Raw genomic sequence first — 26,689 nt, forward strand, 5'->3', positions numbered from 1 at the left:
CCCGTCGATGTGAGCCAACCCATGTACACTGACGCTCATGATCCGCATGGTCCAATCCCAATCGAGTGGACACGCCAAGGCTTATTTTTCCGAAAGCCTGGTTAGGTCCGATTACTACCTCTCTGGTCAAGGCCAGGAGATCAGCGGGCGTTTGCAAGGGAAACTAGCCGAGCGTATGGGCCTCACCGGTCCGGTTACTAAGGAGGTGTTTTTCGACTTATGCGAAAACATCAATCCCGCGACCGGCGAGGCTTTAACGCCCATTACCAAGCATGACCGAACGGTAGGCTACGACATCAACTTTCACTGTCCGAAAAGTGTCAGCATCATCCAGGCTCTTTCGCCGGACAATCATATTCAAGACGCCTTTCAGGACGCCGTTCGGCAAACCATGCTGGACATCGAACACGATGCAAAGACTCGTGTGCGCAAACACGGCATCGTCGATGAGCGTCAAACGAGCGAACTGCTCTGGGCCGACTTTACTCATCTGACCGCGAGGCCTGTGGAAGGCCATACACCAGATCCGCATCTGCATATACATTGCTTTGTCATGAATGCAACCTGGGATTCCGAAGAGCAACAGATCAAGGCTGTGCAGTTTCGAGACATCAAGCGCGATATGCCATTTTACCAAAGCCGCTTCCACAAGCGCTTATCAGACAACCTAATTGATCTAGGCTATCAAGTTCAGCGAACCGATAAATCATTTGAGATAGCAGGCGTCCCACAAAACGTGATTGATTTGTTTTCGAAGCGCACAGATGAGATTGGGCGCGTTGCTCAGGATAAAGGAATAACCAACCCTGATGAGTTGGGCGCATTGGGCGCACGAACCCGCGCCAAAAAGCAAAAAGGGTTGAGCATGGCTGAACTGAAAGCCGACTGGAAACGGCAGATCAGTGAGCTTGGTAAGATGTCCGATCAGGACGGAAAACAAATCCTACGCTATGCACCCGTACTGGACAAGGAGTCTCCCTCACCGCAACGCTGTATTGATCATGCCGTTGAGCATGGCTTTGAACGGGCATCGGTAGCCCAGGATCGACGATTACTGGCTGAAGGCTACCGATACAGCATTGGACACCGAAATGTATCGCTGGATGCGATTACTAACACGTTTGAGGGGGATGAGCGATTGATCCATGTCACGGACGCTGGCCGCCGGATGACGACGACCAAAGCGGTCCTGCGCGAAGAACAGAACATGGTGAATCTAGCACGGCACGGTATGGGCAAGCTCAAGCCATTATATGCCCAAGCGCCGAAGTTGGATTTAGAGGGACAACAGGCGGATGCGATCACGCATGTCCTAACAACGACCAATCGGGTATCTATTATACGGGGGGCGGCAGGCTCGGGCAAAACGACCTTAATGAAGGAGGCCATTGGACGGATAGAAAATGCGGGAAAAACCGTGACGGTCGTGGCCCCTACCGCTCAAGCGTCGCGGGGCGTATTACGGGACGAAGGGTTCGACAAGGCTGAGACCGTCTCGTTACTGCTGAGCGATCCCAAACGGCAGGATGCCCTACAAGGTCAAGTTCTCTGGGTCGATGAAGCTGGGCTGTTGGGAAATGCGGATATGACAGCACTTCTCGATCTGGCTAACAAACAAAACGCCCGCCTGATCTTAGGTGGCGATACGCGTCAACATAGCGCCGTTGTCCGGGGTGACGCACTGCGTATATTAAATACCGTAGCCGGTATTAAAACAGCCGAGGTCAATAAGATTTATCGCCAACGGGATGCTGATTACCGCGCGGCTGTCGAAGATTTAGCTATGGGCAATATAGCATCCGGATTTGGCCGATTGAATGATATTGGTTTCATCGAAAACGTTGATCCCCTAAAGCCGCATCAAGGCCTTGTTCAAGCCTATGCAGATATAACAAAAAGCGGTAAAACGGCTTTGGTGGTTTCACCAACCCATGAGCAAAGCGACGCCATTACAAACAGCATTCGAACAAAACTGAAAGAAAAGGGATTGGTGGGGCAAAGAGAAATTCAGGCCCAACGTTATATAAACGTCAATCTGACAACGGCTGAGCGGGCCGACTGGCGCAATTTTAAGCCCGGTCACAAGATCCAATTCAATCAGAATGTACCCGGATTCAAGCGTGGAAGTCTTTGGCAGGTGAAAAGCAGTACAAAAGATGGCGTTGAAGTGATCGACGAACACGAGCAGACCATGCGCCTGCCCCTCGATAAAGCCAATCATTTTGATGTGCTACGGCAAAGTGAGATCGCGCTTGCCAAAGGGGATAAAATACGGATCACCCGGAACGGCTTCGATGTGAATGGAAACCGGCTAAATAACGGCCAGATGCTGGATGTGGTCAAAGTAAGCAAAAACGGCCCAATCGTGCTGCGTAATGAAATCAGCAAAGTGCAATACGCACTCAAACAGGATTTTGGGCACATCGCGCATAGCTATTGCGTAACCTCGCATGCCTCCCAGGGTAAAACCGTCGATGAGGTCTTGCTGTGGCAACCAGCCGCCACCTTCCCCGGCACCGATGCGAAACAGTTTTATGTGTCTGTCTCACGAGGGCGCGACCGAGCCAGGATCTATACTGACGATAAAGAAGAACTGCTGAATTACGCGAAGCGATTGGGCGACAGACAATCTGCGCTTGAGTTGGTCGCTAAACGAGATCAGACACGTGAACATATTCAGCACCACATTCGCGATGATTTAAACCGGACGCCTGTAAAAGCAGATAAAGACAAAGTGATGTCTAAAGCACCGCGTGTAAAAGACCGTGACTATGAACCAAGGCTTTAAACTGCGCTTTGACCAGATGCGGGAAAATAACCCCGCCACCGACAACACGTTGTCTGTTGAGTTAAACGGCGATTATCATGCGCCAGGCTATGCCCGCAATCTGTGTCTTGTCTGGCCCGATGGCCGTAAAGTGTTTCTTAACTATGCGTATTTGATCGAAGCGGAGTTTGATCCAGGGAGTGAAAAGAATATCATCCGTCTGAACTTCTCGTCACACGATGTTCTGTTGCAGGGATATGGTCTGGATACAATGTTCATGGAGCTGCTGGATCATCTGCCGCGTATTATCAAAGCGTCAGATGAGCGGTATGCGATTGAAACAGAGCATTCGACGATCATTACAGATATAGCCGTCTCGGAACAGCGCTAACATCGAAAGCTTAAGCTAGCTTGGGCTCCGTTTTTGCTACCGCCTTTTTCTCCTGCTTAATCTCATTACAAGCGTTCCTAAAACCGCGATTTGCCAAAATATTGGTTACTTCACAGACCTCTTTAATCGCCCATCGCATACAATGTCTCTCAGGATCATAGCGCATCAAATTTAAAGCGATTTCAAAACTATCTTTAAAAGCCAGGCCAGTCGTATCTTCCATTCCTGTATCGTCTCGAACTCTAAGTGGCTGGACCCGCTCCGGTTCATTAACCTGGATGTTCAATACAAGATCCTTTCGGCTCTTTACAGGGCGATGCATGTCTTCAATAGCATCATTATTTTTTGGGTCGATCCAATGAAGTGTGAATAAAGGCGGGGCTTTTGGCGCATAGTTAATTAGCGTTTCTCGTGAATCGTGAACAAGGCTTAATCCCAACGATGTTTGTATGGTAAATTGATAAGCCATGATAATCGTCCTTTCATTCAGGCATAGATATACGGACCATTATTCCTTATGTCAATCTAAATCGCTCGCTTTCAAGCTATGTTACTAGCCATTTAATACCTTTTCGCGAATAAATCGGGTCAATGCGGAGAATGAGGCCCTTAATCACCGCATGATATGCGGTGATTGTACTTGACAGTGCGGCGAATAGCTGCTATATTCGACGCATATATTGCGGAGAATAAAATGTACATTTATCAATATAGTAAGTGGCCGCGTTTTGACTGGGATTACGATCGATTAATTACCCCGCTAGCTCATCTGCGCCATAAACAAGGTCGCTTAATTGGACAAATGGCGGGTCTCGGCTTCTCACTGCGTGCAGAAGCCATGCTGCAAACACTGACACTAGAGGTTATCAAAACCAGTGAAATTGAAGGCGAAATTCTGGATCAGGACCATGTTCGCTCGTCCATAGCTAAGCGTTTAGGCATCGAGACATTTGGGCTCGTACCTGTTGACCGGGATGTCGATGGCGTTGTGGAAATGTTGTTGGATGCGACACAACAGTACGACAAGAAACTGACGAAGGATCGCTTGTTTGGCTGGCATGCCGCCCTCTTCCCAACCGGGCGTAGCGGCATGTTCAAGATTACGGTCGGCGATTGGCGCAACGGGAATGCTGGGCCGATGCAAGTCGTCTCTGGCCCTTTAGGCAAAGAACGGGTGCATTTTCAAGCACCGGATGCCAATAGGTTGGATCATGAAATGCAAGCGTTTCTTCACTGGTTCAACAGTGATGTAGCACTTGATCCGGTGATCAAAGCGGGGATCGCGCATTTGTGGTTCGTTACCATCCATCCTTTCGATGATGGCAATGGCCGTATCGCCCGGACGATTGCTGATATGCAGTTAGCCCGCGCTGATGGGAGCACGCAGCGTTTTTACAGCATGTCAGCGCAAATCCGCAAAGAGCGAAATGCGTATTATGATGCTTTGGAAAAGACGCAACGCGGTGACCTCGACATCACAAACTGGTTGGAATGGTTTCTTGGCTGTCTGGATCGGGCTTTATCAGCTACGGATGAAATACTAGCCGGTGTGCTAAAGAAAGCCCATTATTGGGAATGGTTGGGTACGAAAACGATTAGTGAACGTCAACGCTTGATGCTCAATAAACTTCTCGATGGATTTGACGGTAAGCTGACATCGTCTAAGTGGGCAAAGATCGCTAAATGTTCACAGGATACAGCGTTAAGAGACATTCAGAATTTGATGGAACAAGGGGTTCTGGTTAAAGATGAGTCAGGTGGACGAAGCACAAGTTATTTGCTCGCTCACATCGGATGAGAATTATCTGGGCTGATCTAATCTTATAAACATGCCGGGCAGCGTGTATCTGCCCGGCTGAAAATTTAATTAGTTTTCGGTTTGTTTTTTCGAACCGTGACCATAATATCCTGACCAAGAATATTCAGGATCAGATTAAAGCCGCTGCTATCACCATGCTCCCAAGCCGCTCCGACTTTGTACCAGTCAGACTTTTCATGGCTGTTATTAGGTTTGACCACATAAGCGGTATGAGTGGGCGCTTTGGTATTGGTTTCAGTTGAGGTAGTCATCATTAAATCTCCTTTGTTTGCTGGTTGATGATGGAAGCGACCACAGGGCAATCTGCCGGTGAGCCGCTCCCCGAAGGTCAAAAATCGATGCGCAGCCTTTATTGTTGACCGAAGTCGTCAGAGCCTTTTTATGAAGTAAAAAGGAGGGATAAGCGTCCTCACCGCCAGTTGCCCTACACTGACATCAGCATTCAACCAGCCAATAAAGTCATATCTTGATGAGGTTCCCCAACTTTCCAGCCGAAAGCTGATCCTGTTTTTTGAGGTGGGCTCCTCTATGGGCATTGCAAGGCCTGGACGTATTCGACGGCTTTTTGAGCGTGAGAAGCTGCCGAAAAGATGAAGCGTTTGTCGTCTTTCAGGACTTGTAGCCAGGATTGAATGTAAGCCGCATGTTGTGCTTCAGGCATCGGCTCGAAGCCTAATTCAGCGGCCAGGAAACAGGCTCCCAGTTCAGCCACCAGTTCTTCTTTCGCGTAGCCTTCATCACCGTAAACCTTGCGGCCCAGATCCCGACCTAAGCGAATTGGATGCTTGGTCCAGTGAGTCAACTCATGAGCCAGAATAGCGTAATAGCTGGCCGCCGTCTCGAAGCTTTCAAAGGGCGGCATCTGAATGCGATCGGTCGCCTGGGTGTAGCTGGCTTTATAGCCGGTATGGATATCAGCCTTGGTCTGGGCAAAGAAACGTTCTAAAGCCTCATCGCGCTGATGAAGATTGGCAACCATCGGTTGAGGTGCTTGGTAAAATTTATCGGCCAGTCCATCAATCTGATTCGCATTGAAAACGGTGTAGCTTTTGAGAAAAGGAATTTGACTGGTCTTCGTGTCGCCTTCGGGCGTTTCCTCTTCTTTCGTGAATTTGTCAGCGTAGACGATCTGGGTACCCTTTTCACCTTTGCAGACGTTTGCCTTTAGCTCGGAAGCTTGATTATAGGTCATCCAATAGGATGAAGTGTATCCTTTCTCGGCGGCTGCACTCCACAGCAGGAGTGTGTTGATGCCGGTGTATGGAATAGCGTTCCAGCGGAGCGGACGCATCACCTGTCCGGCTAGATGGTCAGAATTCCAGGGTTTGCGCCAGGTTAGATCGCCACGTTCGAGGTCGGCCAGAATCTGGTTCGTTACCCGCGTGTAAATATCAACTTGCGGTTCGGTTGCCTCATTGATCGGCTTGGTTTTTCGTTTGATTGGCTTGGTCATAGTCCATACTCCGTCGGTTAGGGTTATGGGGATGGCAAAACCCGGCAGGCCAGCGGCTGAACCAGCGAATGTCGCGCGGCCAGAATTTTGGTGGGGCGGGGAATGCGTGAAACGCAGGCGAAAATTGTGGTTGGTGAAGACGCGCTGTCGGGTACATCTTCCATTCAATCCCTGGCCGATGGGGTTAGAACTAACCGGCTTGAATGAATTGCGTCACAAAGTCAGATTAAGCGTGTGCATGTGCCAAGCATTGACATCCTTATGCGGGAAATAAATACGGTTCATGCATTTGTGCGTCAGGTCAGCCTGTGTTCTGAGAAAATCAAACAGCGCCTGAGTGCCATCTTTACCGGCTGTATCATTATCAAGCCAGGTATAGGCCGTGCGGTAACCATAGCCTTGAATGTAAGGCTGGATTTGTTTGAGACAGCTTAGCGAATTTAGAATAATCGTATCCCCTTTGAAGCCTTTGCCTGCCAGTTGCGTAATGGCAGAGAGGTAATCCATGAAACCTTCAAATATATGGATGCTGTCCGGTTTAAGTTCACGACCGCGAATGAACGAAATCGCTTTGGTTCCTAGTGTGCCTTTGAAAAAAGGATTGCGCAGTTCATAGCCACCTTCTTCATTACTGAGTCCAAGCGCGAAAAAACTCTTATGCGTGCGTTTGTTTCGAACATGGATTTCCTTGAGATGGTGATTGGCGAGCGCTAGCGGAATGCCGCGCTTGTGGAGATAATTGATCAGTGCCTTATGCTGGATGATTTTAGCACTTTTGAGGGCTAGGCTGCTATCGTTAGCCTCAATGTATGGTTCAACTGGAAATGGTGCAAATTTGTAATGCCCTCCGATTATATGGCTCAGCCACCGCAACGCATCGGTGACGGTATAGTCTTCTTTGTGGTATTTCAGATAAGCGCAAACAAGATCGACGGGATCACCACCCTGCCCAATGCCATAGTCATACCAACGGTTTGTCCGCAGGTAGCTCCAAAAGCTAGGTGTCTTTTCCTTCCGAATTGGAGACAGATAAAGCTGCTTGTCACCATTACTTTTACGCGGATGGATATTGAGTTGAGCCAGAATTTCGGCAATAGGTATTTGTTTCGCCTGATCAATATTCACGGGCGCCTCCTATGCTATGGGCTGATTGTGAAGCGATAGAGTCCGTTTTTAACGGTGCGTCTTTAATGGCGGAGTTGTGCTTGCCTTGTGACGTGTTGACCAGAGTTGCTGTTCAATAAACTGGTCAAGGTCGGATTTACGGTAGCGAACCGCACGCCCAATTTTGATCGGATTCAGATTGTGTCTTTTTGTGCAATCCCAAACGGCTAGAGTTCCGGGAGAGAGACCTAAATATCTGGCTGCGGTTTTTCGGTCTAGTAAGTGATCGTTATTCTTCAGCATACGAAACTCCTCCTTGAGCAAGAATGAGCTCTTGTCATTAGGCGATTCCTTTTTAGGAATATAATCATAGTATCGTATGGATATAGGAAAATCAATAGGAAGTTGGTCCTATTAATAAATAATAATATCGAAACGTACTTTTTGAAACCGTGAGTTGAACAGTTATCGATTCATAGCTTTTGATATTCCGACTGATAGAGAAAAAACCTATTACTCATGAACGGCAACCGTCTTCAAAATTTAATGCTAATCAAAAAAAGATCCGTTGATTAATGAGGTAGCAATTTGAGAATAGTGGATAATTACAATAGTGACGTTCAATGTATCTGAATGCTATAACAGGAACTGGGCGTTTTGTGGAAACATTTCGCTCCAAGAAAAACTGTAGATGACAATAAGCCCGAGACAAATCGAGCCTTATATAGCGATTAATTGACTGGGCTGAGGTGAAAAGACTGGCGCAAAAGAAATGATAAAGACAACCCTAAACTTAGTTCGGTATTGGGTTGTTTAACGCGTAAAAGCCCTTTTATGCCTGATCATCAGCAGCCGCTACCTTCCACAAACGACCTTAACCAGCAGCTTGACGTTGACTTTGCCCTGGAAGCTGCCGGCTTGGGCGTCTGGGAACTCGACCCTCACACCCACCTGGTCAACTGGGACGAGCGCTGCCAGCGCCTGTTTGGCTTGGCCAAAGGCAGTCAGCTTCCCTACCAGGACGCCATCGCCTTTATCCATCCCGAGGATGTAAGCCGGGTGGACAGCGCCGTTCAATGGGCCTTGAATCCTCAATCAGGCGGGCAGTATGATGTCACCTACCGTACAGTCGGGGCCGATGACCACCAGTTACGTTGGGTCCGCTTTATCGGCAAAAGCTATTTCCACCCGGACGGTCAGGTTTACCGCTTCGCTGGCGTAGCCCAGGAAGTTACTGGGCAAATGGAAGCCCAGCAGGCGCTTCAGGAAAGCGAGCAACGGTTCCGCCTGTTGGCCGATGCCTTGCCCCAGGCCATCTGGGTGACCGATTCGGCGGGTAATGTCGAATTTATGAACAAATGGTGGGTTAACTACAGTGGAATTGCCTTCGAACCTACCACAGTCGGGCAAGTGACTAACGACAGTCTGCATCCCGACGATGCTCCCCGGCTGATGGCTACTTTTCAGCAGGCTGTCCAGCAAAGTAAGGGCTTTGCCATCGAACAGCGGAACCGGTCAGCCTCGGGGGACTATCGTTGGTTTCTCAATATTGGTGAGCCCTATCGGGATCCCAAAACCGGTCAGATCACCAAATGGGTTGGGATGAGCGTTGACATTGACGATCGCAAGCAAGCCGAAAGATCCCTACGCCAAAGTGAAGGGCGGCTACGGGCGGTTTTGGAAAGCTTAACCGATGGTATTTACATCGGTGGGCTGGAAGGCATAACGCTGGCTAACCAGGCCGCCCTGGATCAGCTTGGCTACAACACACTCGAAGACCTCAACCGAAATATTGGTGCGTTAGCCGAAGAAATACAAACGCGCGACTGGCTAACGGGGGCTTTTATTCCAGTAGAGCAGCAGGCATTTGCACGAGCATTAGCCGGACAGCACGTGGTGCAGGACGTGTTGGTGCGGCACCGATTGAGCGGCCAGGACCGGGTCGTACGCTGCGCAGCCTCGCCGGTCCTGGTCAATGGTCAGGTGGTGGCGGCCGTGGCCATCAACACCGATGTTACTGAATTTCGCCAGTCGGCAGAAGCGCTTCGCCAAAGCGAAGCCCGCTATCGGCAGCTCACCCAGGAGCTGGAAGAACGGGTACTCACGCGTACGCATGAATTAGAACTACTCAACCAGGATCTGCACCGATCCAACGACAACCTTCAGCAGTTTGCCTACGTGGCCAGCCATGATTTGCAGGAGCCCCTGCGCAAAATTCAGTCGTTCAGCACGTTGCTTAGCCAGTACCTGGGCGAGGGGCTCGATGCTACGGCGACCGATTACCTGGAGCGCATCAATAAGTCCGGAGCTCTGATGTCCACCCTGATTCGGGACCTGTTGAGTTACTCCCGCATCGCTACCCGTCAGCAACGCTTTGGCCCAATTTCACTCGACGCGGTGGTGACCGGTGTGCTGGAGACGCTCTCGCTGGAAATCGATGAGCGCCAGGCCCGGATTGAGGTCGATGAGCTACCCATTGTAAATGGAGATGATTCGCAGTTGAGTCAGTTGTTTCAGAATCTGCTGAGCAATGCGCTCAAGTTTACACCTGACAAGCAATACCCCCAAGTACGGGTGACTTACTCCCATCGGCAGTTAGGGGAATTGCCCCCTGAAGTACGTCCCAACCGATCGGCTCCTTTCTACCACCAGATTAGCGTGAGCGATCAAGGTATCGGCTTTGACACTAAGTATCTGGATCGAATTTTCCAGGTATTTCAGCGTCTGCATAGCAAGGACGAGTTTCCGGGAACAGGGGTTGGCCTGGCCATCTGCCAACGGGTGATGGAGAATCACGGCGGTGGTATCACGGCCAGCAGTAAGTTAGGCCAAGGTGCCACTTTCTGCGTGTATCTGCCCGCCTAAGTGTACGTACTCAATCTGAAAGACCATCGCAGTCCGTTACTAGACTTGCTACCTTTTGCTTTATAGAAAGCTAAGTAGCATTTATCTGGTCAAGTAATAGGTCTAACATTAGTAAACCCTCCTTCGTGAGACGAAAAGCATTCATGTCTCTGCTGCATAATTGGGGTGTCTACTGACACCGTACTTTACACTCGTACGTGCAATTCACCAGGTTATACCGTCTTCTCTCAGGATCTAGCTGTATGTAGCTGCTCCATTCACTACAGAGTCGATTTTAAGGAGTTTAAACTACGGTGCACCCTAGGCACTCGCCTACTTAAGCTACTGCGTAAACTTTGAGATCTAGCTACAATTCGTGCTCCCGTCCAAGTCGAGGCCACAATCATCCCGGCTGCCACCAAAATAATATCTTTAATAATGTACTGAGCAGCTAGCGTGGGGGCATGGTGCGGTCCAGAAAAAAGCTCTCCTGGAAAGATGAGAAGTGGAGACATAGCCCCAATCATTTGAGCCGCCATTAGCCATACACCCACCCGAAGGAAGCGACCAGAAACAAAGCAAATTCCTATAATACACTCTAGGCCAGCCACGAAATCCATCGCGCCGTGTCCTCTTAGCATACCAAGGGTAAGGATGGTGGTAGTCCGGGTTGCCAAATCCTCAATCGGGCTGATGCCTGGAAAAAACTTTAATATCCCGAATCCCAGAAAAACCAGCCCTAAAGAGATTCGCAGTAAGGAGATACTATGAGCGACTAACCAGCCATTGATGGCGGTATCCAGCCGATCGAAACGGTCGAAAAGATGAATTACTGTTTTCATTGTCGAGTGTAAATTTTAATTGACTCTAGTAAACCTACGCTTATCATTCATGGATGGATTTCTCGCTAAACACCTTACTACCAAGTTAGATATGTATCCAAATGTCCAAATTGTTATAAATACACTTTTTTTTATATACTATTTTTTTTAATAAATCCAATTCAAGTTCCCCTGCGTATGTGTGGAACTCTGCTTCGATTTCCGGAGATGGATTCACTAATTTCAAATACTCACTAATGGAAAGTCAACCCAATGACCAGACCAAGGCGCTAATGGGCCTGTCCGGTAAGGAGTCAGCGGCCTTAGGACGTCGACTGTTTTTGCGATACATCGGGGCTACTGCTGCGGCTGGTGTTGCACTAAGTGCCTGTCAAAATCAAATATTAGATCCCTCTACTCCCGGCTCAGCTCGTGCTGGCTTTAATACGGTCGATCTTGGTGACGTGGGTGTTAACGATATTGGGGTACTAAACTATGCCTATGCGCTGGAGCAATTGGAAGCGGCCTATTATACCCAGGTTATTGCTACGCCCTATTCAGGTATGACCGATGCCGAACGAATGATCCTGACCGAAATTCGTGACCATGAAATCGTCCACCGCGAGTTTTTCAAAGCAGCGCTAGGCAAAGCCGCTATTCCTGGTTTAACGCCTGACTTTAGCAGCATCAATTTCAGCAGCCGGGCGAACGTGTTGGCGGTGGCTCGGTTGTATGAAAACGTGGGTGTATCGGCTTATAATGGAGCCGGACAATATATTATGAACGCTGACTATCTGTTACTAGCGGGAAAAATCGTCTCTGTCGAAGCGCGTCACGCATCGCTGATCGCCACGTTAATCGAACCACAAGGTACTACGTTCGCCGGTGATGATGTGATCTTCCCCCAATCAGGTCTGGAAGAAATTCGTGTACCGGGCGAGGTGCTGCAATTAGTAGCGCCTTACATCAAAGAAACCGTCAACGGCATGATGGCTGCTCGTAAAGTATAACTTCTAAACGCTAACAATCATGAATTTACAAAATATTTTGAATGAAATTGAGCAAGTGGATGCTGATGTGTATGAGCGTTTGGAGCACGTTTCCCGCCGCCATGTATTCGGTAATTTTCTCAAAAAAGCTGCGGCTGGTGTAGCACCAATGGCGTTTGCTGCGGTGGTTAATAAAACCTATGCTCAGAGCAACGTTGTCGTTGAGGTCCTCAACTTTGCCTTAACGCTGGAATACCTGGAAGCCGAATTCTACAATCGGAGTATCAGTTCAGGTATCATTCCGACGGCTGCACTGCCCTACTATCAGCAAATTGCCAAACATGAGAATGCACACGTTGCCTTACTGAAATCCGCTTTAGGTAGTGCGGCTGTTGCCAAACCAACCTTTGACTTTACTGCCAAAGGAGCGTTCCCAACGGTCTTCTCGGACGTAGCGACGAATTACGCGGTTGCTCAAGCTTTTGAAGATACCGGTGTTCGGGCTTACAAAGGTCAGGCAGGCCGTCTAATTCCATTTCCTGCCGTGCTAACAACGGCTTTGCAGATTCATTCGGTCGAAGCGCGCCATGCCGCTCGCATCCGTTATCTGCGGGCTCAGATCAATGGAGTTGGCCAGAAAGCGTATATCACCGCTGCAGGCGCAGGTGGATTACCTGCGGCTATTTACGCTGGTGAAGAAAACGTCATGCAGGGTGGCGTCAATGTATCTACTTTAGTGTCAGGTATGGGTATCAGCATGGATCGGGTAACCGAAGCCTTCGATGAACCCCTGACCAAAGAACAAGTGCTGGCTATTGCAGGTCCATTTATAGTTGGGTAACAGTAGCATATACATGACCAGTAGAGTAACAAACTGGCCATAGACTCAAAATTGGAATTCTAGAAAAACCGGCCCATTTGAGCCGGTTTTTTCTTTGGCATACGTGAAGTTATGCTTTACGAACAGTAGAACTGATATATATCGTTACTATAGTGCTTTTTCAATTGTTGCATCACTAATCGATACCTGGTTTTAACGGTGCCGAGTGGTAAACCGAGTTGGTCCGCTACCTCCTGATGTGTATACGATTTAAAATAGATCAGCTCAATGATTTCTCGATATTTAGCGTGGAAATGTGTCAAGGGAAATGTTTCAGCCTTTCCTTCTAAAATACCTTGGACTGCATTTGCTGTCGCTTGGTCATATATGTATTGATGCGCCAATGAATGGATTTGCTTATTCTTTAACTCGTCAAGTGTCAACCGTTTGGCGATAGTCACAATCCAAGTGAAAAGACTGCCGAGCTGGGGGTTATATGAATCACTTTTAGTCCAGACTTTTAAAAAGGTATCTTGTAACAAATCTTGCGCTACTGTCTCGTCTTTAACCCAGCGAACCAGCAAGCGGTAAACAGGTTGAGCATAGGTATTATAGACTTGGGAGAATGTTTCTGTTTTTTGATGTTGAAAACTGTAGCTAAGTTGATCGTCTTTTTGGTAGTGAGTACCCATGTGCTAGAAAAAAATGGTATGTTTTTTTTAATAAGTTGCTACGCAATAGATAGTTATATATTTTATTCATAACGTTGAGTCCTTATTGCATTGCGTAGGGGTAATAACTTACGTTTTAAAAAATGGTTATGCGTCTAAGGTTAATAGCAGCGGATATATATTAAAAGGTATCAATTGTATTTTGATCTAAATAGTGTCTCTGTGGTATGTAAGAAATAACAGAACACATTGAACTCTCCTTTGAAACTTTTGAAAATCAGGCACTATTTAAACTATATCTCCTACTAAAAGCTCCTTTATGTGAGATTGGAAAAAATTGAATTATAACATTGAACGATTGTAGTGTTATAACGAAGGATTTCTTTTGGCCAGTTCTTGAATATAAACCATGTCGAGATAATCCGCATACCTCTGCATCATCACATTGCGTTGAGGTAAAAATCTAGCACGGTCGTAAGCCCGATCTGTACTATTCTTCGGAACATGGGCTAATTGCCGATCTGCGACATCATGACTGAATTCCAGTTTCTCTTTCAAAATGCCAAGGGCCAACGCTCTAAAACCATGCCCGGTCATGCGATTGCTATAGCCCATCCGTTTTAAGGCTACAAGAATAGTCCCTTTACTCATAGGTTTTCGCGGTCTAGGCAGACTTGGAAAGATATGTTCGCGGTGACCATTCAAATCTTTCAACTCAAGAAGTATGGCTAACGCTTGTTTTGAAAGGGGAACAAGATGAGGACTGCGCATTTTCATCCGCTCTGCGGGAACGGTCCACAACCCTTTATCAAAATCAACTTCTGACCATTGCGCTTCGATCAATTCTCCTGTTCGTACGAAGGTGAGAAACATCAATCGAATGGCGAGATAGGTTTGTCGATACAACCGAGCCTTATGATCGTGTAAAGCAATCAGAAACTTTGGGAGTTCATCTATATCAATAGATGCAAAATGGCCCTTCTTGTACTTCTTGAGCGCTGTTTCCAGGCCAATAGTTGGATCTATTTCTGATCGGCCCGTCACGATCGCATAGCGACAGACATGGCTAATCAGCTGCTTGACACGCCGGGCCATCTCAGGAGCTGTTTTTTCGATCTTTTGTAAACAGGAGAGAATGATGAGTGGCTTGAGGGCATTCATTGGAAAGCGCCCTATTTCGCAGAAAGTATATTTTTCGAGCCGGTGAAGAACGGTTTGGGCGTAACGGGGGTTCCAACTTTCCAGTCCCTTGCCGTACCACTCACGAGCGATCAGTTCGAAAGTCTGGGCGCTTTCAAAAGCAGCTGTTTGTTTTTTCTCGATCTTAACCAAGAGTGGATCTAAGCCATTTCGAAGTTCGCGTTTAATTCGCTCCTTTTCCTGCCTCGCTATTAGAAGAGACACTTGAGGATAAATGCCAATCGAAATGCGTTTCTCTTTACCATGCAATCGATATTTTAACTTCCAGTAACGTCGGCCAGATGGGTGTACCTCAAGGTACAGCCCTTCGCTATCTGACAACTTATAGACCTTGTCAGTAGGCTTTGCCGTTCGGCACTGCATGTCTGATAAAGGCATGTCTTCATCCTCTCTGTAATTTAAGATTTACGGTAATAAGTTGGGGGACTAAAAATATGGAAATGAAGAAAAAGTCCCCCAATAGTCCCCCAAAGCAGATAAATGCGGAGTAATAACGATATGAGCTGGTAAATGTGAGAATACGACAAAGCCCTTGAAAAACCTGTTTTTTTCAAGGTTATTAAGAACAAATAATAGTGGTAAAAGAGAGTTTTGGCTCCTCGAGCAGAACTCATTTTTTTCTCGCAATCCCATGAAATTGCATGACTTCTCAATAACGAATTGTAATCTTAGGCCCCCGCTTAGTCCCCCATTACGAGAACTTAATACTCTAACCTATAAGAATCCTATCTAATGTTAACTGAAGTTTCAATAAAAAAATGGAGTTCTACTTTCATTTTGGGCGATTATCTAACAGAGCTTAATCAGTAAAAAAACTTGCTCGAGGCTCTATGCCGCTTTGATATATCCTTACATGCTAGCCTGCAATAACTGAAAAATAACAGCCTAATATTTTTGTATTTTGGCCAACTCAATATCATAGTAATAATCGCCGATGCTACCTTCTTTAATCAAATCTACCATCTCATCAATGATAAATAAAGGAACTAAAAACCACTCCCGTGCTTTAACCGTTTTTCCAAAACGATCTTTTATTTGAATTTCCAGCTTTGCCGAGCTTAGGAACCTATGAATAAGGTTTTCTAGCATTGTCCGGTTGATATTGGCGAGTTTATAAGTCGCAACAACCTCTACATCAGCCATAAGAAACGTTGGATCATTCTTAGCATTGGTTATACGTTTTTTGACATTCCCACCCGTCACCCCGATTTTAAGGACAACATCCCTGTTTTCTTTAACGGTTGGATGGTCGGAAAGGCTACGTAGGATGTATATCGTTCCGCTTTCAAGATCATTTTCGCTATTCTCGCCTGAGAATAAGGGCCCCAAGGTGGGATCACTTATGAATCTACTTGTCTCATCTTTATACATAGCGCGTATTAGCGACCTCAGCAGAATGTTACTTTCTGTCCTGTTGGCATAAATGACTCTTAAACGGGCATCGTCTTCACCATTGGGCGCTTTAATGGTTTCTCCGACTTCGGCTATGTATGAAATCTGCCCGCCTATGATAAGGAATTGTCCTTTTTTAAGAGTTGTTTTAGTAAATCCAGCATCTTTTCTGAAACGTATCGATTTTCTAAATCCAGTATCTAAATCTTTCTTCACTGCTTCAAATAGACCTTTGAAGTCTTCAAAATCTTCACAGGGCGTCCGGTTGGCAATTTCCTCTGCTGCCTTCTTTTCAGCACGCGTTTTTACATGTTTTAGATTCGTAATAGAATTCTCTTCATGTTCCTCTACTCCGAGTTGTGCCAGCAATTCAGCATCATCTATATCATCCAGTACGTCCGTTGCCGGTTTATAACTTCCATCCAGAAGGTTTTGATGATCAAAGTCTTGAAGAAGCTTTTTGCAGTCTTCTTGTTTTCGAATTTGATCCAGCCTAACGGCATATAGCCTCTCAAAAATGTCTCTTCCCTCGCCATGTTCGGGTAAACGACCTTGATCCTCGACAAATTTTTGGATTTCTTCAAAACCCGCAATAATTCGCTCTTCACGAGCCGTAAACACACTAGCTTTCTTGACCTCAACCTCAATACCGAGTTCGGCCAAAAGCTCTTCATCTTCGTCTGTCAGTTTCGAATTCTTAGCCATTTTGTTCTGCTGCTTTCATACGAGCCAGAAATGCAACACCTTGTGCCATGCGTTGTTCCCACGGGTCAGTAGACTTAATATCTGGTAACCTGCCCCGCTCTTTCTTGAATTTCAAAGCCCGTTTGGCAAGTTCCCGCGCTTCCTCTAAAGACATATTCGGTTTTTTTCCGGAAATAACTTCCGCCATTGCCTTCAGGCTTTGCTCCGTCATGGCCTTTGATAGAATAGCATAAGCTTCGCTAAATGGATTAATACTATCAATCCAGTCAACATCCAGTTCGCGTACATCCATTGCGAATTTTCGGACGCCGTCAATCAAGGCGGTGTTGCCGCGACCGCTTAATTCTGGATCATTATTAATAATTTCCTTGGCCTTTTGCGTTAAGTTTAATGCCGCAATAGCATGCTGCCGCACGGCTTCCACATCCTCTTCATCCAGTTCCGGATACCTATCCTTTATGATCTTTCCCATCCGGGCCTGGGTCAGCTCTTGCGGCACCAGCTCTTCGTCGAACAGACCGCGTTCCAGGGTTGGCTTATCTTGAACAAAAGCCGCAATCACTTCATTGAGATCTTCTCTGCAAATACGCTTGGCGTCCTGGCTTTTCGGCGTGGAAAGTCCCTTGATTTCAATTTGATACTGGCCGTTTTCTTCGTTAAATCCAACATTTTCTTTATCCGGATTGTAGCCTCCTTCACCGTAATCAAACCCCTCAACCGGTCCACTTTGTGGATTCTTCGGTGTAAAATTAAATCTTGGTGTTAAGACTTGCTCCATCAACAAGCTGGCAGAGATGGCTTTAAGCGTATCATTGACAGCATCTGTCACGGCTTCTTCCGAAGCATCCGGTTCAGCAATCAGGTTTGTAAAGCGTGTCTGGGTTTTGTTAGGGGCGTCCCGTGTAGCCCGGCCAATAATCTGTACAATTTCAGTCAAGCTGGAGCGATAGCCAATGGTTAAGGCATGCTCGCACCATATCCAATCGAAGCCTTCCTTAGCCATGCCCAGTGCGATAATGATATCGACATAGTGGCGGTTCATTTTAGCCTCTGGCCGTTTCAGTGAAGCAGACACTTTATTGCGTTTCGCTGCATCATCATCTACCAGATCAGCAATTCGCAAAATTTTGCCTTCCGTTGTCTTAACCAAATGAAAGCCTGTTTCTGGATCAACACCCTGCCAGTCGCCCAACGCTTCGATGATATGTTCAACTTCCTTGATTTTATCACCCATACTCTCGCGGGAATTAACGTTCGGTATGTGGATGATCGTTTTTTCACTAGGATTAAGCACGCTCAATATCTCATCTGCATAGGCTCCGCTATAAAAGTAATAGCCAATATTGAGTGTCTTGAGGTACTCATAGCCATTAAGTTGCTCGTAGTACGTATAAGTAACCGTATCGAACTTAGCCTCATCTTCTGGCACCAAGACGGGGTTTGCATCCCCCCGAAAATAAGAGCCGGTCATAGCCACAATATGTATTTTATCGCGTGCAACCAGTTGCTTGAGTTGTGAACCAAGAACACTCTCCTCATCTGCACTGACATGGTGGAATTCATCAATTGCGATCAGCCGGTTGTCAAAAACGTCAATTCCTAAACGTTCCACGGCAAAACGGAAGGTTGAGTGAGTGCAAACTAGCACCTGATCTTCACTTTCAAGGAACGATTTGACCGAATTAACCTTGCTACCATCTTCACCAGGTGCATTACACAGATTCCATTTGGGTTTTACATACCAGTTATAGTAATATCCAAACTTGGTCAGAGGCTCATCGGCAAAACTTGAACCGATAGATTTTTCTGGCACGGTGATGATCGCTTGTTTGATCCCCTGATTATTTAGCTTATCAAGGGCGATAAACATCAATGCCCGGCTCTTTCCGGACGCAGGAGGCGATTTGATCAAAAGATACTGCTCCCCGCGCTTTTCATAGGCACGCTCCTGCATGGCGCGCATGCCTAGTTCATTTGATGTGGTCGAGCTACCAGTACGTTTATAGTTTACGGTAACGGATGGTATGGCTTTACTGTCGGTCATACAGTTTTTCCTTTAGTGGTCATTTTCGTATAGAGATCGAAGAGTTTTTCCAAGCGTTCGGTATCGTTTTTAAAGCGCCTACCTATATAAATGCGCTCCAGTACTTCATCGTTGCGATCATGGGCACGACGAAGATCTTCTGGCATTTTCTCTGGATCATAAAGATCGGCAATAGTAGCGGGGAAATGTCTTTCCCGTGCGATCAAAATCTCTTCGGCGCATGTATTCAGATCTTCCTTATTTTTTGCTGTCAAAGTGGGCACAGGAAACGTGTTCCAACCAAGGGTGTTGGAATAGCGGAAATCAGTTTTTAACTTCCCGCAGACCGTGGCAATCCATACGAGATGGAGGCGACTTGCTAATAGCGCAATAAGCCAAGTATCTGATTTATAAATTACTGCCGCACTATCAGAAATGACCGTTGTATCGTCTAATAATCCTGTTGGAAGATAAGGTCTTCTCTCAGAAGAAACCCTTGGCACAATTATGGCGCGACCCTTTTGATGTGGCGCAAATACAAAACGATGAGGCGTTTTAGCATTTGCGTTAGCTTGAGTTCCTCTGCTTTCTACACGAAGTCTTCTCACGCTTTCAAGGCGCACTCGAATTTCATCAATTGCCCTTGCTTTAGATAAATCTGCATTCTCGATCCAAAAGCAGAAGCGTTCTTTTCCATTGATGAATTCAGCAGAACCTATGTATGATTTTATAAATAATTGAGATGATGGATATTTAGATATGAATTGAGCCTTTTCTTGCGGAGTCATGATTAAATAACCTCCGTCTGTTGGCTTGTTACCGTAATCCATTCTAGGTAAACCTGATATTTGAACGCTTGATTTTTTTACAATTGTGTTTGAGTTTGGTGTTAAATATGGCCCGATACTTGTGACAGAGCGAGAAACTTCTTCGTCATAGAGCATTGCGTTTCCACTCAAGTCAGCGCGAAGACCAATGACAATACAAGTAACGCCCGCGTTATGCGCTGCGTTATTCCTCCATAAAAAAGAAGTATGTGCAAATGAAATCTTTTGGCCTTTGCTGAAGAGAATTGGCCAGAGCATAGCGACTTGTTCACCTTGGCATATCGAATTAGTTGTAACGAATGCTGAGGCGGCTTTAGTAGAGTTAGAGTATTCTGCTGCCCGTACTAGCCAGTTCGTTACGTAATCCAAATCTTTATATGTACTTAGATAGCCAGAGAAGATACGTGCCATATCCTCTTTCTGCTCTTTTGTTTGATTCACGCTTCCTTGATATGGTGGATTACCACATATATATGTTTCTCCTCCTTCGTTCTCGAAATCAATTTCTGCCTGGTCAACTGGAGTGCTGAACAGGTCATTTCCAAAATATTTAACACCCTTACTCGTTGAAGGACAAACTGATAACCACTCAATACGAAGTGCATTGCCACAAGTAATCCAGTTCTCAGCATTCAGCGGTAGAAATTCAGCTACAGCTTGTTTTTGTCCTCGATAAAGAACGTCGCATTGAAATTCGGCTATGATGAGTGCCAACCTCGCTATCTCAGCCGAAAAATCTCGTAGCTCTATACCTCTGAAATTGGTTAGCGGTATGTCAGTGGGTCGGTCGACTTCACCGCGTCGTTTATTTATCTCATACTCGATTTCCCGCAATTGCTTGTAGGCAATCACCAAGAAGTTCCCAGATCCACAAGCCGGATCAAACACGCGAATACGTGATAGCCGTTTGCGCAGGTTCAAAAGCTTTCGACTATTATCTTCCGCTTCCTCCAATTGAGCTCGAATGTCATCAAGAAATAGGGGATTCAACACCTTCAGGATGTTGGGAACAGACGTATAGTGCATTCCCAGTTCGCTGCGTTCGTCTTCATCGGCAACAGATTGAATCATAGAGCCGAAGATATCCGGGTTTATCCGCTTCCAGTCCAAGTTGCCCACATGCAGCAAATATGAGCGAGCTATCTTTGTAAATCTGGGGGTTTCGGTTGATCCCGAAAATAATTCTCCGTTGACGTACGGAAATTTATTTGCCCAATTCTTTATTCTTTTTTCAGCGCGTTCCTCCGGCTTGGTATCCATTGCACGAAAGATCTCGCTGATGATCTCATGCACATCGGAGGCATCACCCCCACTCATTTTCTGTACAGTTGACGTGAATAGACAATCTGACAGGAATATATCTGTATCCTCAGCAAAGAAGCAGAAGATCAAACGCGCCAGAAAATGATTCATATCATGACGGCGTTGAGGTTTCGCCCAGTCTGGATTATGGCGTAAAAGCTCTATATAAAGTTTGTTTAGACGACCCGTTGCCTTAATATCAAAGGCACTCTCTCGAATTTGCTTGACGGTACTGATGCCCGCAAGGGGCAGGAAAAATCCAAAATGGTCATGGAAGTCTGAATAGTTGCAGACAATTGTCTCTCCGCTGTTTATGTCTTCAGCCTGAAAATCTACACCGTCAGTGGCTAGTATGAACTTGGCCTTAGCCCTTGCCGTTGCAGGGCTTTGTCGCAGCTTTGTTAATGTATTTGTAACTGTGCCTTTGCCACAAACTGCTATATGAATATTATTATGCTGGAGGACACCCCCAGTAATATCTGATTTATTATTATTCCCCGTTTGCAGACGTTTGATCGTTGTGGACTTGTTTCCAAAAGCTTCTAGAAATGAATATGGAAATTCAGCAGGAGCGAAAGGCTGCTCTGCTAATAATGAAACGGCTTCTTCAATCTCAACTGCATTCATTCTGTTACTCTATAGAAATTATGTATATATATTAATTACATCAAAATGTCACTCCAACTCAATTTTTTAGCAAGATAATTAATCATATAAAAGCCCTGCTTCAAGTAGGAACAAGGCAAATTATAACAATTACTTTTCAAGAATACGGTTTCGAGTGTGCTATCAAAATTACTTCATCTTGTTTAAAGCCGGGCCTTAGCAGCCCATAGTTTAGTATATATAATACGAAGTTGCCCTTAAACCCAACAGCGCAACTTATTACTATTGGGTCAAATGCTGGAGATAGTGGTCGATGATTATATGAGTAAGTTGCTCGCCTCTCTTTGTGAGCAACTCAATGTTGTCAACTGTCATGGGAGAAAAATCCGTTGGATAGTTTTTGACTTTCTCGCGTCTCACTAAATCTGGAACGATGTAAGGCAAACGTTGGTCCTGCTGTCCTAGATACACAAGACCAAATCCAGCAAGCTCACCTGTTTCAAGATATTTATGCAACCTTTGATACATTGCGTCTTGAGCTTTACGATGCACTGCTGTGAAGGACCGCGACACTCTCCCCTTCCACCAATAATAGTAGTCTTCACCATCAAGTTGGCCTGCACCAGCATTAAGACTGATTATATGTGTTACGAGGTGATTATATATAGACTCTGAACCTTTACCTGGTTCTATTGCAGCTACACCAAGGTTATCATATACACCTCCATCTGTGAGCGAGACTGTAGCGCGGTATTTTTGCCCTTTTTTCTCGAACTCAAAATCTTCAACAAGTGGCGGAAGCAGAATTGGAAAAGCTGCCGATGAAGCTACTGCTTTAGCAACTGTTGGAGAATTTCCAACTATCGAGCCGTACCGCCAACCACCTGACTTTTCGGAGCCAAAACGAAAAGCAGTACCTGTCCTTAAATCACATGCATTAATAATAACAGATAAATTGGGCTTCTGAACATTTTCAAGCTTCCTGCCTTTAAATAAACGTTTATCTAAAGCTGCTTCAAAAGCTGTAGTAAAATTCCCCCATATGGGCAGCATTCTGGCAAGCGATGTTAGAAAAATTTCAACCTTGAAAGTTGGGATACCAAACCAGTTTCGTGCTGTTGAAATAAGTGTTGTTACAATTTGTAGTATAACAGTCAACGAGCCTGTAATAAAAAGCGTAGCTAAAATTTTCAGCGTTTCTGAACTAAAAAATACTTTGTAGAGGATATCCCGCTGAATTCCCCGCTTCAGGACCGACACCATTTCCCGATCAAAGTCTTCAAATTCCTGTGTGTTATATGCCCAGTAAGCACCTATCACACTTCCTCCTGAGACTGTTGAAATGACTTTGACCTTATCAAGAATTCTCCGATCCTGGAGAGCTCTTAAACAACCAAGGTGGAATGCCATCGCTCGGGCACCGCCCCCAGAGAGTGCCAAAGCGATATAGTGAGAGTTGCTATTACTCATAAGAATTCCGCTCAAAAACACTGGCCGAAACAATTGGGAAAGAGGAAGTCCCACCAACAATGAGCATCAAAAAATATTGTCCTAAATAGTCCTTGGTATCTCCTAATAACGATCTCATTGCGGATAAATCGGTGTAACTTGGAATCGGCATACCGTGGGGGTGTGTATGCCACATTCCCATAAATACTATCGTTCCTGTTGTTCTTTTTAGTTTCTCTTCATGCAATTCAAGTACTCCTGCCGTTCCACAAACAAAACAGCTTGGAGAAGAAACGCTATCAGGTGGTGGGCCGCTAATTTCATCTATCCAAATTACTTTCAGGAACTCATCAAGTTGTCCAAATAAAACACCACCTGTCTCAACTCTCTCACCATTCACACGTTCAGAACGTCTTATCCAAGACAGTATAGATTTGAGTGCAGATGGATTAATACGAATTTCAAATCCATTTAACTGATCGTTTAACGATTGATAATTCTGCCATTCGAACTGTACATTCCTGGCTGGCAATACACTAGATCCTTTATTTGACAAATTGATTGCGAAGGTGCGTTGTACTGGTATAGCAGCGTCCTTCGATAACCACTCTGCTGCTATATTTATCATTTGTGACGTTAATGCTAATACATCTGCGAATGAGCCTCTGAAAGTAGGACTCGAACATCCTGGTTCCGGCTGGAAAAATTGTCGCCTACTTGTTGAAGTTGGCCAAAACTCTTCCAGGAAAAGTTTCCCGCTCACTGAATTGGCAAAACCAATTTTGCTACGTCGATCAACATCCAAAGACATACCCAAAACACGCTCTGTTGATAATGTCATCAAACCGAAATCAGCGTTATGGCCGATACTCATCGTTACAATAGGTGGATGATTTTTGAGATTGTTCCGAAAGAAATGCTCCAACGCATTCGCAAATGTCGCTGATGCAGTTGCGTCTATAACTACATCGGCTTGCATCACATATGCCAGACGTTCTGTATCATCAAACAGATTTACTAAATCTATAATGTGATGATTAACCTCAATGTCTGGGTTTATTTGGATGACATTCAGATTTAAGGCTGAGGCCTTTGAATAACCAATATGATCTCGACGAAAATCTTGGCGAACCAGAATGCCAGGTGTGACAACACTTTTGTCAAAAAGTTGCAGTTTATTAACACCAGCTCTTGCTAATATATTTGCAATAGAACTGCCAATAGCGCCGCAGCCTAATATGGTTACATTTTTCCCTTGCCAAAAACTTGCTACCGACTTGGAGTCGCGCCGTTCAATGATTTCTGGCCTCTCCTCCATAATACCACACCATTCAACCTTGGCAGTAGCAGCCCATTCATAGAATAGTTTTATATCAGCCTTATCTTCCTCAGTTGCTGCTATTATAGCCTCTCTGAATTTATCGGTTTGTTCAGCATTTATCAACCAGCCTGTCAAATGCTGTAAACGTTGTCCGCCCGATATACCGCGCATAGCGGCACCCAATATAAATATTGCTCGGTCCCCTTTTTTTGTCCGAAGAATGCCTAATTCGATTATCAGTCTGACAATCTCAATGGGTAAATCCCTTTCATTCAATGTCATTAGTAAGTCAAACATTGTTTGGGGATATTCATAGGGCATGTCGCCTGATAACAAGATAACAGATGCTAGACGAACCTCCGGTAAGTCATCTCCATGTTTTATCCAATTACCTAACTCAGCGACAACCTTATTCTCTCGGGTGACCTCTACATAACCACCCCAATATGATGATGTGGGCTGTGGGGCGTTCTGTTTAGGTATCAGTTTAAAATTGCTTGTGGCATAAGCTACTGGTGGGTGTAGAGGTAAGCCTATAGGATCAAGCAGTCCTTCAGCACCTGCCTTAAGCCATTGGTCTAATCGCTCAATGAAACCGAACATTCCTTGTGAGGGCTGCCATTCTGTCTCTGGTGACTGAAACAAGCAAATTTGATCTCCCCACTGAACATGGGGAAATGCTCCATACTTCTTGTGTGAGAAGTTTGCAGAAGGTACATGTAAAGGAAACCTCCACGGGATATCTATCCTTATTTTTTCCCTGACTTTAAATGGGATGCCGGTCTCTTTTTTTGAATATGCTTTGCAGTTAATTGAAACTGTTACGCTTACTGGTTTTCTTTGTTCAACCGTCTCAACTATGTCGAAAAGCTCGAACAGGCCATTAGATGCTTTTGCAATATCATTAAGCTGTTTAATGGCCCAAGCCTGACCTGAGGATATCATTCGTTGCCAAAGCCAACTTTAGTCACTGGAGGAGTATTAGACCCACGGGCTGCTGCAATCGCATTAGAAAGCGTTTTTTGCGCACTTTCGGACATCTGATAGTCGCTATCTACCATGACAATTCCGTCCTGAGTTGACGAGAAAATTATTGGTTTAACATTCTCTGGTGTACTTACTTCCCCAGTGCAAACAAAATCATTATTAACGATTTCTTCGTATCTGTTTCTTGCCTTAATATGAGGTGGATTATCTCCCGGGCTGTTTGATGCTGGAAATTCATTGGAACTTGCAACAATATATCCCACATTTAACTGACAAGCAGCAAACTCATCAAGAACATCTTGTTTTAAGGCGTCGTTTCCCTCGGCGTCTCTTTCATACATAACTTTCTTGGAACAATGATGTGGTGCTAAGAGCACATTCCATGTAAGACGACTGTCATTTCCATGGGCATGTGTTTCTTGAAATACCTGCATTATCGACGGGTATGAAAGATCGCCTAGAAACAAACCGTAAATGGGATGTTGAGGACCTATAATGATTTGCATCGCCAAGCTTGTCTCATTACGTGCGTCGGCAAGACTCATTTTAAATGGTGCATGAATAAATGCATTAAATCTGTCGCCAACATATACCCCATCTAACATATCTATAGCGTTGCCAGGGCGTGTATAAAATTTGTCTTGTGGAAAGCCATAGTAAGCCTCGCCAGGTTCGAATAATTCACTAGCATAACCAATGATGCGGACACGATTGCCCGCTCCAGGATCACCATTTTCTTTAATCGCTAATTTTGCACGCCTATGAGCCTCTTTGCGAAATACTTTTGCGTCATCACATAAATCACATTCATCTTCATACTCACGAAAGATACGTGGTGTATGCCAAATTTCCCCAATCACAACTCGATCAAGTAAATCTGTAAAGCCTCTACAGTGATCAAGATCAGGATGGGTCAGGATGAAGCATGATAAGTAAGGTTTACCATTGCGTTGCGGCAATTTCGATACTAGTTCATCAACAATCGGAATGTGCTCGTTTCCTTGCTCATCTGCCATTAATTTGTCATTGATATCCAGCTGTATTATTTCAGTTTCGCTGACAACAATTGTTGTGGTATCGCCTGTACCAACAGGCCAAAAAATAAACGATGGATTAGTTACCTCTCCAAACATGGTATTCCTTTAGTTTTTAGAACTTTAAAATAAGTTCTTAATTTAATACAAGTTCGGGGGTTTTA

At 45.5% G+C, this 26,689-nt stretch carries 20 protein-coding genes; 6 read left to right on the forward strand and 14 right to left on the reverse strand.

What is annotated here, in order from left to right:
* Positions 1–37 precede the first annotated feature (37 nt).
* Positions 38–2,788: a MobF family relaxase gene (mobF, locus tag ACYVD4_RS30285; RefSeq protein WP_460952007.1), complete on the forward strand. Its 2,751-nt coding sequence runs from the start codon at positions 38–40 to the stop codon at positions 2,786–2,788.
* A complete protein-coding gene (locus ACYVD4_RS30290) occupies positions 2,772–3,158 on the forward strand; it encodes a hypothetical protein (RefSeq protein WP_460952009.1) in 387 nt (128 codons plus the stop codon). Before mobF ends, ACYVD4_RS30290 begins: the two co-directional genes overlap by 17 nt.
* A gap of 10 nt (positions 3,159–3,168) precedes the next feature.
* Here ACYVD4_RS30290 and ACYVD4_RS30295 read toward each other — a convergent pair whose 3' ends face one another.
* The gene (locus ACYVD4_RS30295) at positions 3,169–3,627 is read right to left on the reverse strand and encodes a hypothetical protein (protein ID WP_460952010.1); all 459 of its coding nucleotides are present in this window, start codon (positions 3,625–3,627) and stop codon (positions 3,169–3,171) included.
* 225 nt (positions 3,628–3,852) lie between these two features.
* Here ACYVD4_RS30295 and ACYVD4_RS30300 point away from each other — a divergent pair, with 225 nt between their 5' ends.
* The gene (locus tag ACYVD4_RS30300) at positions 3,853–4,956 is read left to right on the forward strand and encodes a Fic family protein (RefSeq protein ID WP_460952012.1); all 1,104 of its coding nucleotides are present in this window, start codon (positions 3,853–3,855) and stop codon (positions 4,954–4,956) included.
* Between the two features lie 65 nt (positions 4,957–5,021).
* On the opposite strand, the gene ACYVD4_RS30305 is transcribed toward ACYVD4_RS30300, so the two are convergent.
* From ACYVD4_RS30305 to ACYVD4_RS30320, 4 genes are all read right to left on the reverse strand, one after another.
* The gene (locus tag ACYVD4_RS30305; RefSeq protein ID WP_460952014.1) at positions 5,022–5,231 is read right to left on the reverse strand and encodes a hypothetical protein; all 210 of its coding nucleotides are present in this window, start codon (positions 5,229–5,231) and stop codon (positions 5,022–5,024) included.
* Between the two features lie 272 nt (positions 5,232–5,503).
* On the reverse strand, positions 5,504–6,430 hold the full coding sequence (locus ACYVD4_RS30310; protein ID WP_460952015.1) for an ArdC family protein: 927 nt from the start codon (positions 6,428–6,430) through the stop codon (positions 5,504–5,506).
* Positions 6,431–6,643: 213 nt separating this feature from the next.
* Entirely contained in the window at positions 6,644–7,555 is a 912-nt protein-coding gene (locus ACYVD4_RS30315) for a toprim domain-containing protein (protein WP_460952016.1), read from the reverse strand.
* A 48-nt stretch (positions 7,556–7,603) separates the two neighbouring features.
* On the reverse strand, positions 7,604–7,837 hold the full coding sequence (locus ACYVD4_RS30320) for a helix-turn-helix domain-containing protein (RefSeq protein ID WP_460952018.1): 234 nt from the start codon (positions 7,835–7,837) through the stop codon (positions 7,604–7,606).
* A gap of 531 nt (positions 7,838–8,368) precedes the next feature.
* Here ACYVD4_RS30320 and ACYVD4_RS30325 point away from each other — a divergent pair.
* Positions 8,369–10,399, forward strand: coding sequence for a sensor histidine kinase (locus ACYVD4_RS30325; protein ID WP_460952019.1), 2,031 nt, complete (start codon positions 8,369–8,371; stop codon positions 10,397–10,399).
* A 260-nt stretch (positions 10,400–10,659) separates the two neighbouring features.
* On the opposite strand, the gene ACYVD4_RS30330 is transcribed toward ACYVD4_RS30325, so the two are convergent.
* Positions 10,660–11,220, reverse strand: coding sequence for a hypothetical protein (locus ACYVD4_RS30330; RefSeq protein WP_460952020.1), 561 nt, complete (start codon positions 11,218–11,220; stop codon positions 10,660–10,662).
* Positions 11,221–11,456: 236 nt separating this feature from the next.
* Here ACYVD4_RS30330 and ACYVD4_RS30335 point away from each other — a divergent pair, with 236 nt between their 5' ends.
* Both ACYVD4_RS30335 and ACYVD4_RS30340 read left to right on the forward strand, forming a co-directional pair.
* A complete protein-coding gene (locus ACYVD4_RS30335) occupies positions 11,457–12,209 on the forward strand; it encodes a ferritin-like domain-containing protein (RefSeq protein WP_460952021.1) in 753 nt (250 codons plus the stop codon).
* A gap of 19 nt (positions 12,210–12,228) precedes the next feature.
* The gene (locus tag ACYVD4_RS30340) at positions 12,229–13,029 is read left to right on the forward strand and encodes a ferritin-like domain-containing protein (RefSeq protein WP_460952023.1); all 801 of its coding nucleotides are present in this window, start codon (positions 12,229–12,231) and stop codon (positions 13,027–13,029) included.
* Positions 13,030–13,145: 116 nt separating this feature from the next.
* Here the strand turns inward: ACYVD4_RS30340 and ACYVD4_RS30345 are convergent, their stop codons facing one another.
* The 8 genes from ACYVD4_RS30345 to ACYVD4_RS30380 form a co-directional block, all read right to left on the reverse strand.
* Positions 13,146–13,700 (reverse strand): RNA polymerase sigma factor, encoded by a 555-nt coding sequence (locus ACYVD4_RS30345; protein ID WP_460952025.1) that lies wholly within the window; start codon positions 13,698–13,700, stop codon positions 13,146–13,148.
* Between the two features lie 345 nt (positions 13,701–14,045).
* The gene (locus ACYVD4_RS30350) at positions 14,046–15,257 is read right to left on the reverse strand and encodes a tyrosine-type recombinase/integrase (RefSeq protein ID WP_460952027.1); all 1,212 of its coding nucleotides are present in this window, start codon (positions 15,255–15,257) and stop codon (positions 14,046–14,048) included.
* A 507-nt stretch (positions 15,258–15,764) separates the two neighbouring features.
* Complete coding sequence (locus ACYVD4_RS30355) at positions 15,765–16,976, reverse strand: GIY-YIG nuclease family protein (protein WP_460952028.1); 1,212 nt, start codon at positions 16,974–16,976, stop codon at positions 15,765–15,767.
* Positions 16,969–19,020, reverse strand: coding sequence for a DEAD/DEAH box helicase (locus ACYVD4_RS30360; RefSeq protein ID WP_460952030.1), 2,052 nt, complete (start codon positions 19,018–19,020; stop codon positions 16,969–16,971). Before ACYVD4_RS30360 ends, ACYVD4_RS30355 begins: the two co-directional genes overlap by 8 nt.
* Entirely contained in the window at positions 19,017–21,755 is a 2,739-nt protein-coding gene (locus tag ACYVD4_RS30365) for a class I SAM-dependent DNA methyltransferase (protein WP_460952031.1), read from the reverse strand. Before ACYVD4_RS30365 ends, ACYVD4_RS30360 begins: the two co-directional genes overlap by 4 nt.
* 261 nt (positions 21,756–22,016) lie before the next feature.
* Entirely contained in the window at positions 22,017–23,204 is a 1,188-nt protein-coding gene (locus ACYVD4_RS30370; RefSeq protein ID WP_460952033.1) for a patatin-like phospholipase family protein, read from the reverse strand.
* Complete coding sequence (locus tag ACYVD4_RS30375) at positions 23,197–25,449, reverse strand: ThiF family adenylyltransferase (protein ID WP_460952034.1); 2,253 nt, start codon at positions 25,447–25,449, stop codon at positions 23,197–23,199. The genes ACYVD4_RS30370 and ACYVD4_RS30375 overlap by 8 nt, the downstream gene beginning before the upstream one ends.
* A complete protein-coding gene (locus ACYVD4_RS30380) occupies positions 25,446–26,624 on the reverse strand; it encodes a ComEC/Rec2 family competence protein (protein WP_460952036.1) in 1,179 nt (392 codons plus the stop codon). The genes ACYVD4_RS30375 and ACYVD4_RS30380 overlap by 4 nt, the downstream gene beginning before the upstream one ends.
* Positions 26,625–26,689 lie beyond the last annotated feature (65 nt).

The organism is Spirosoma daeguense, from assembly GCF_054776875.1.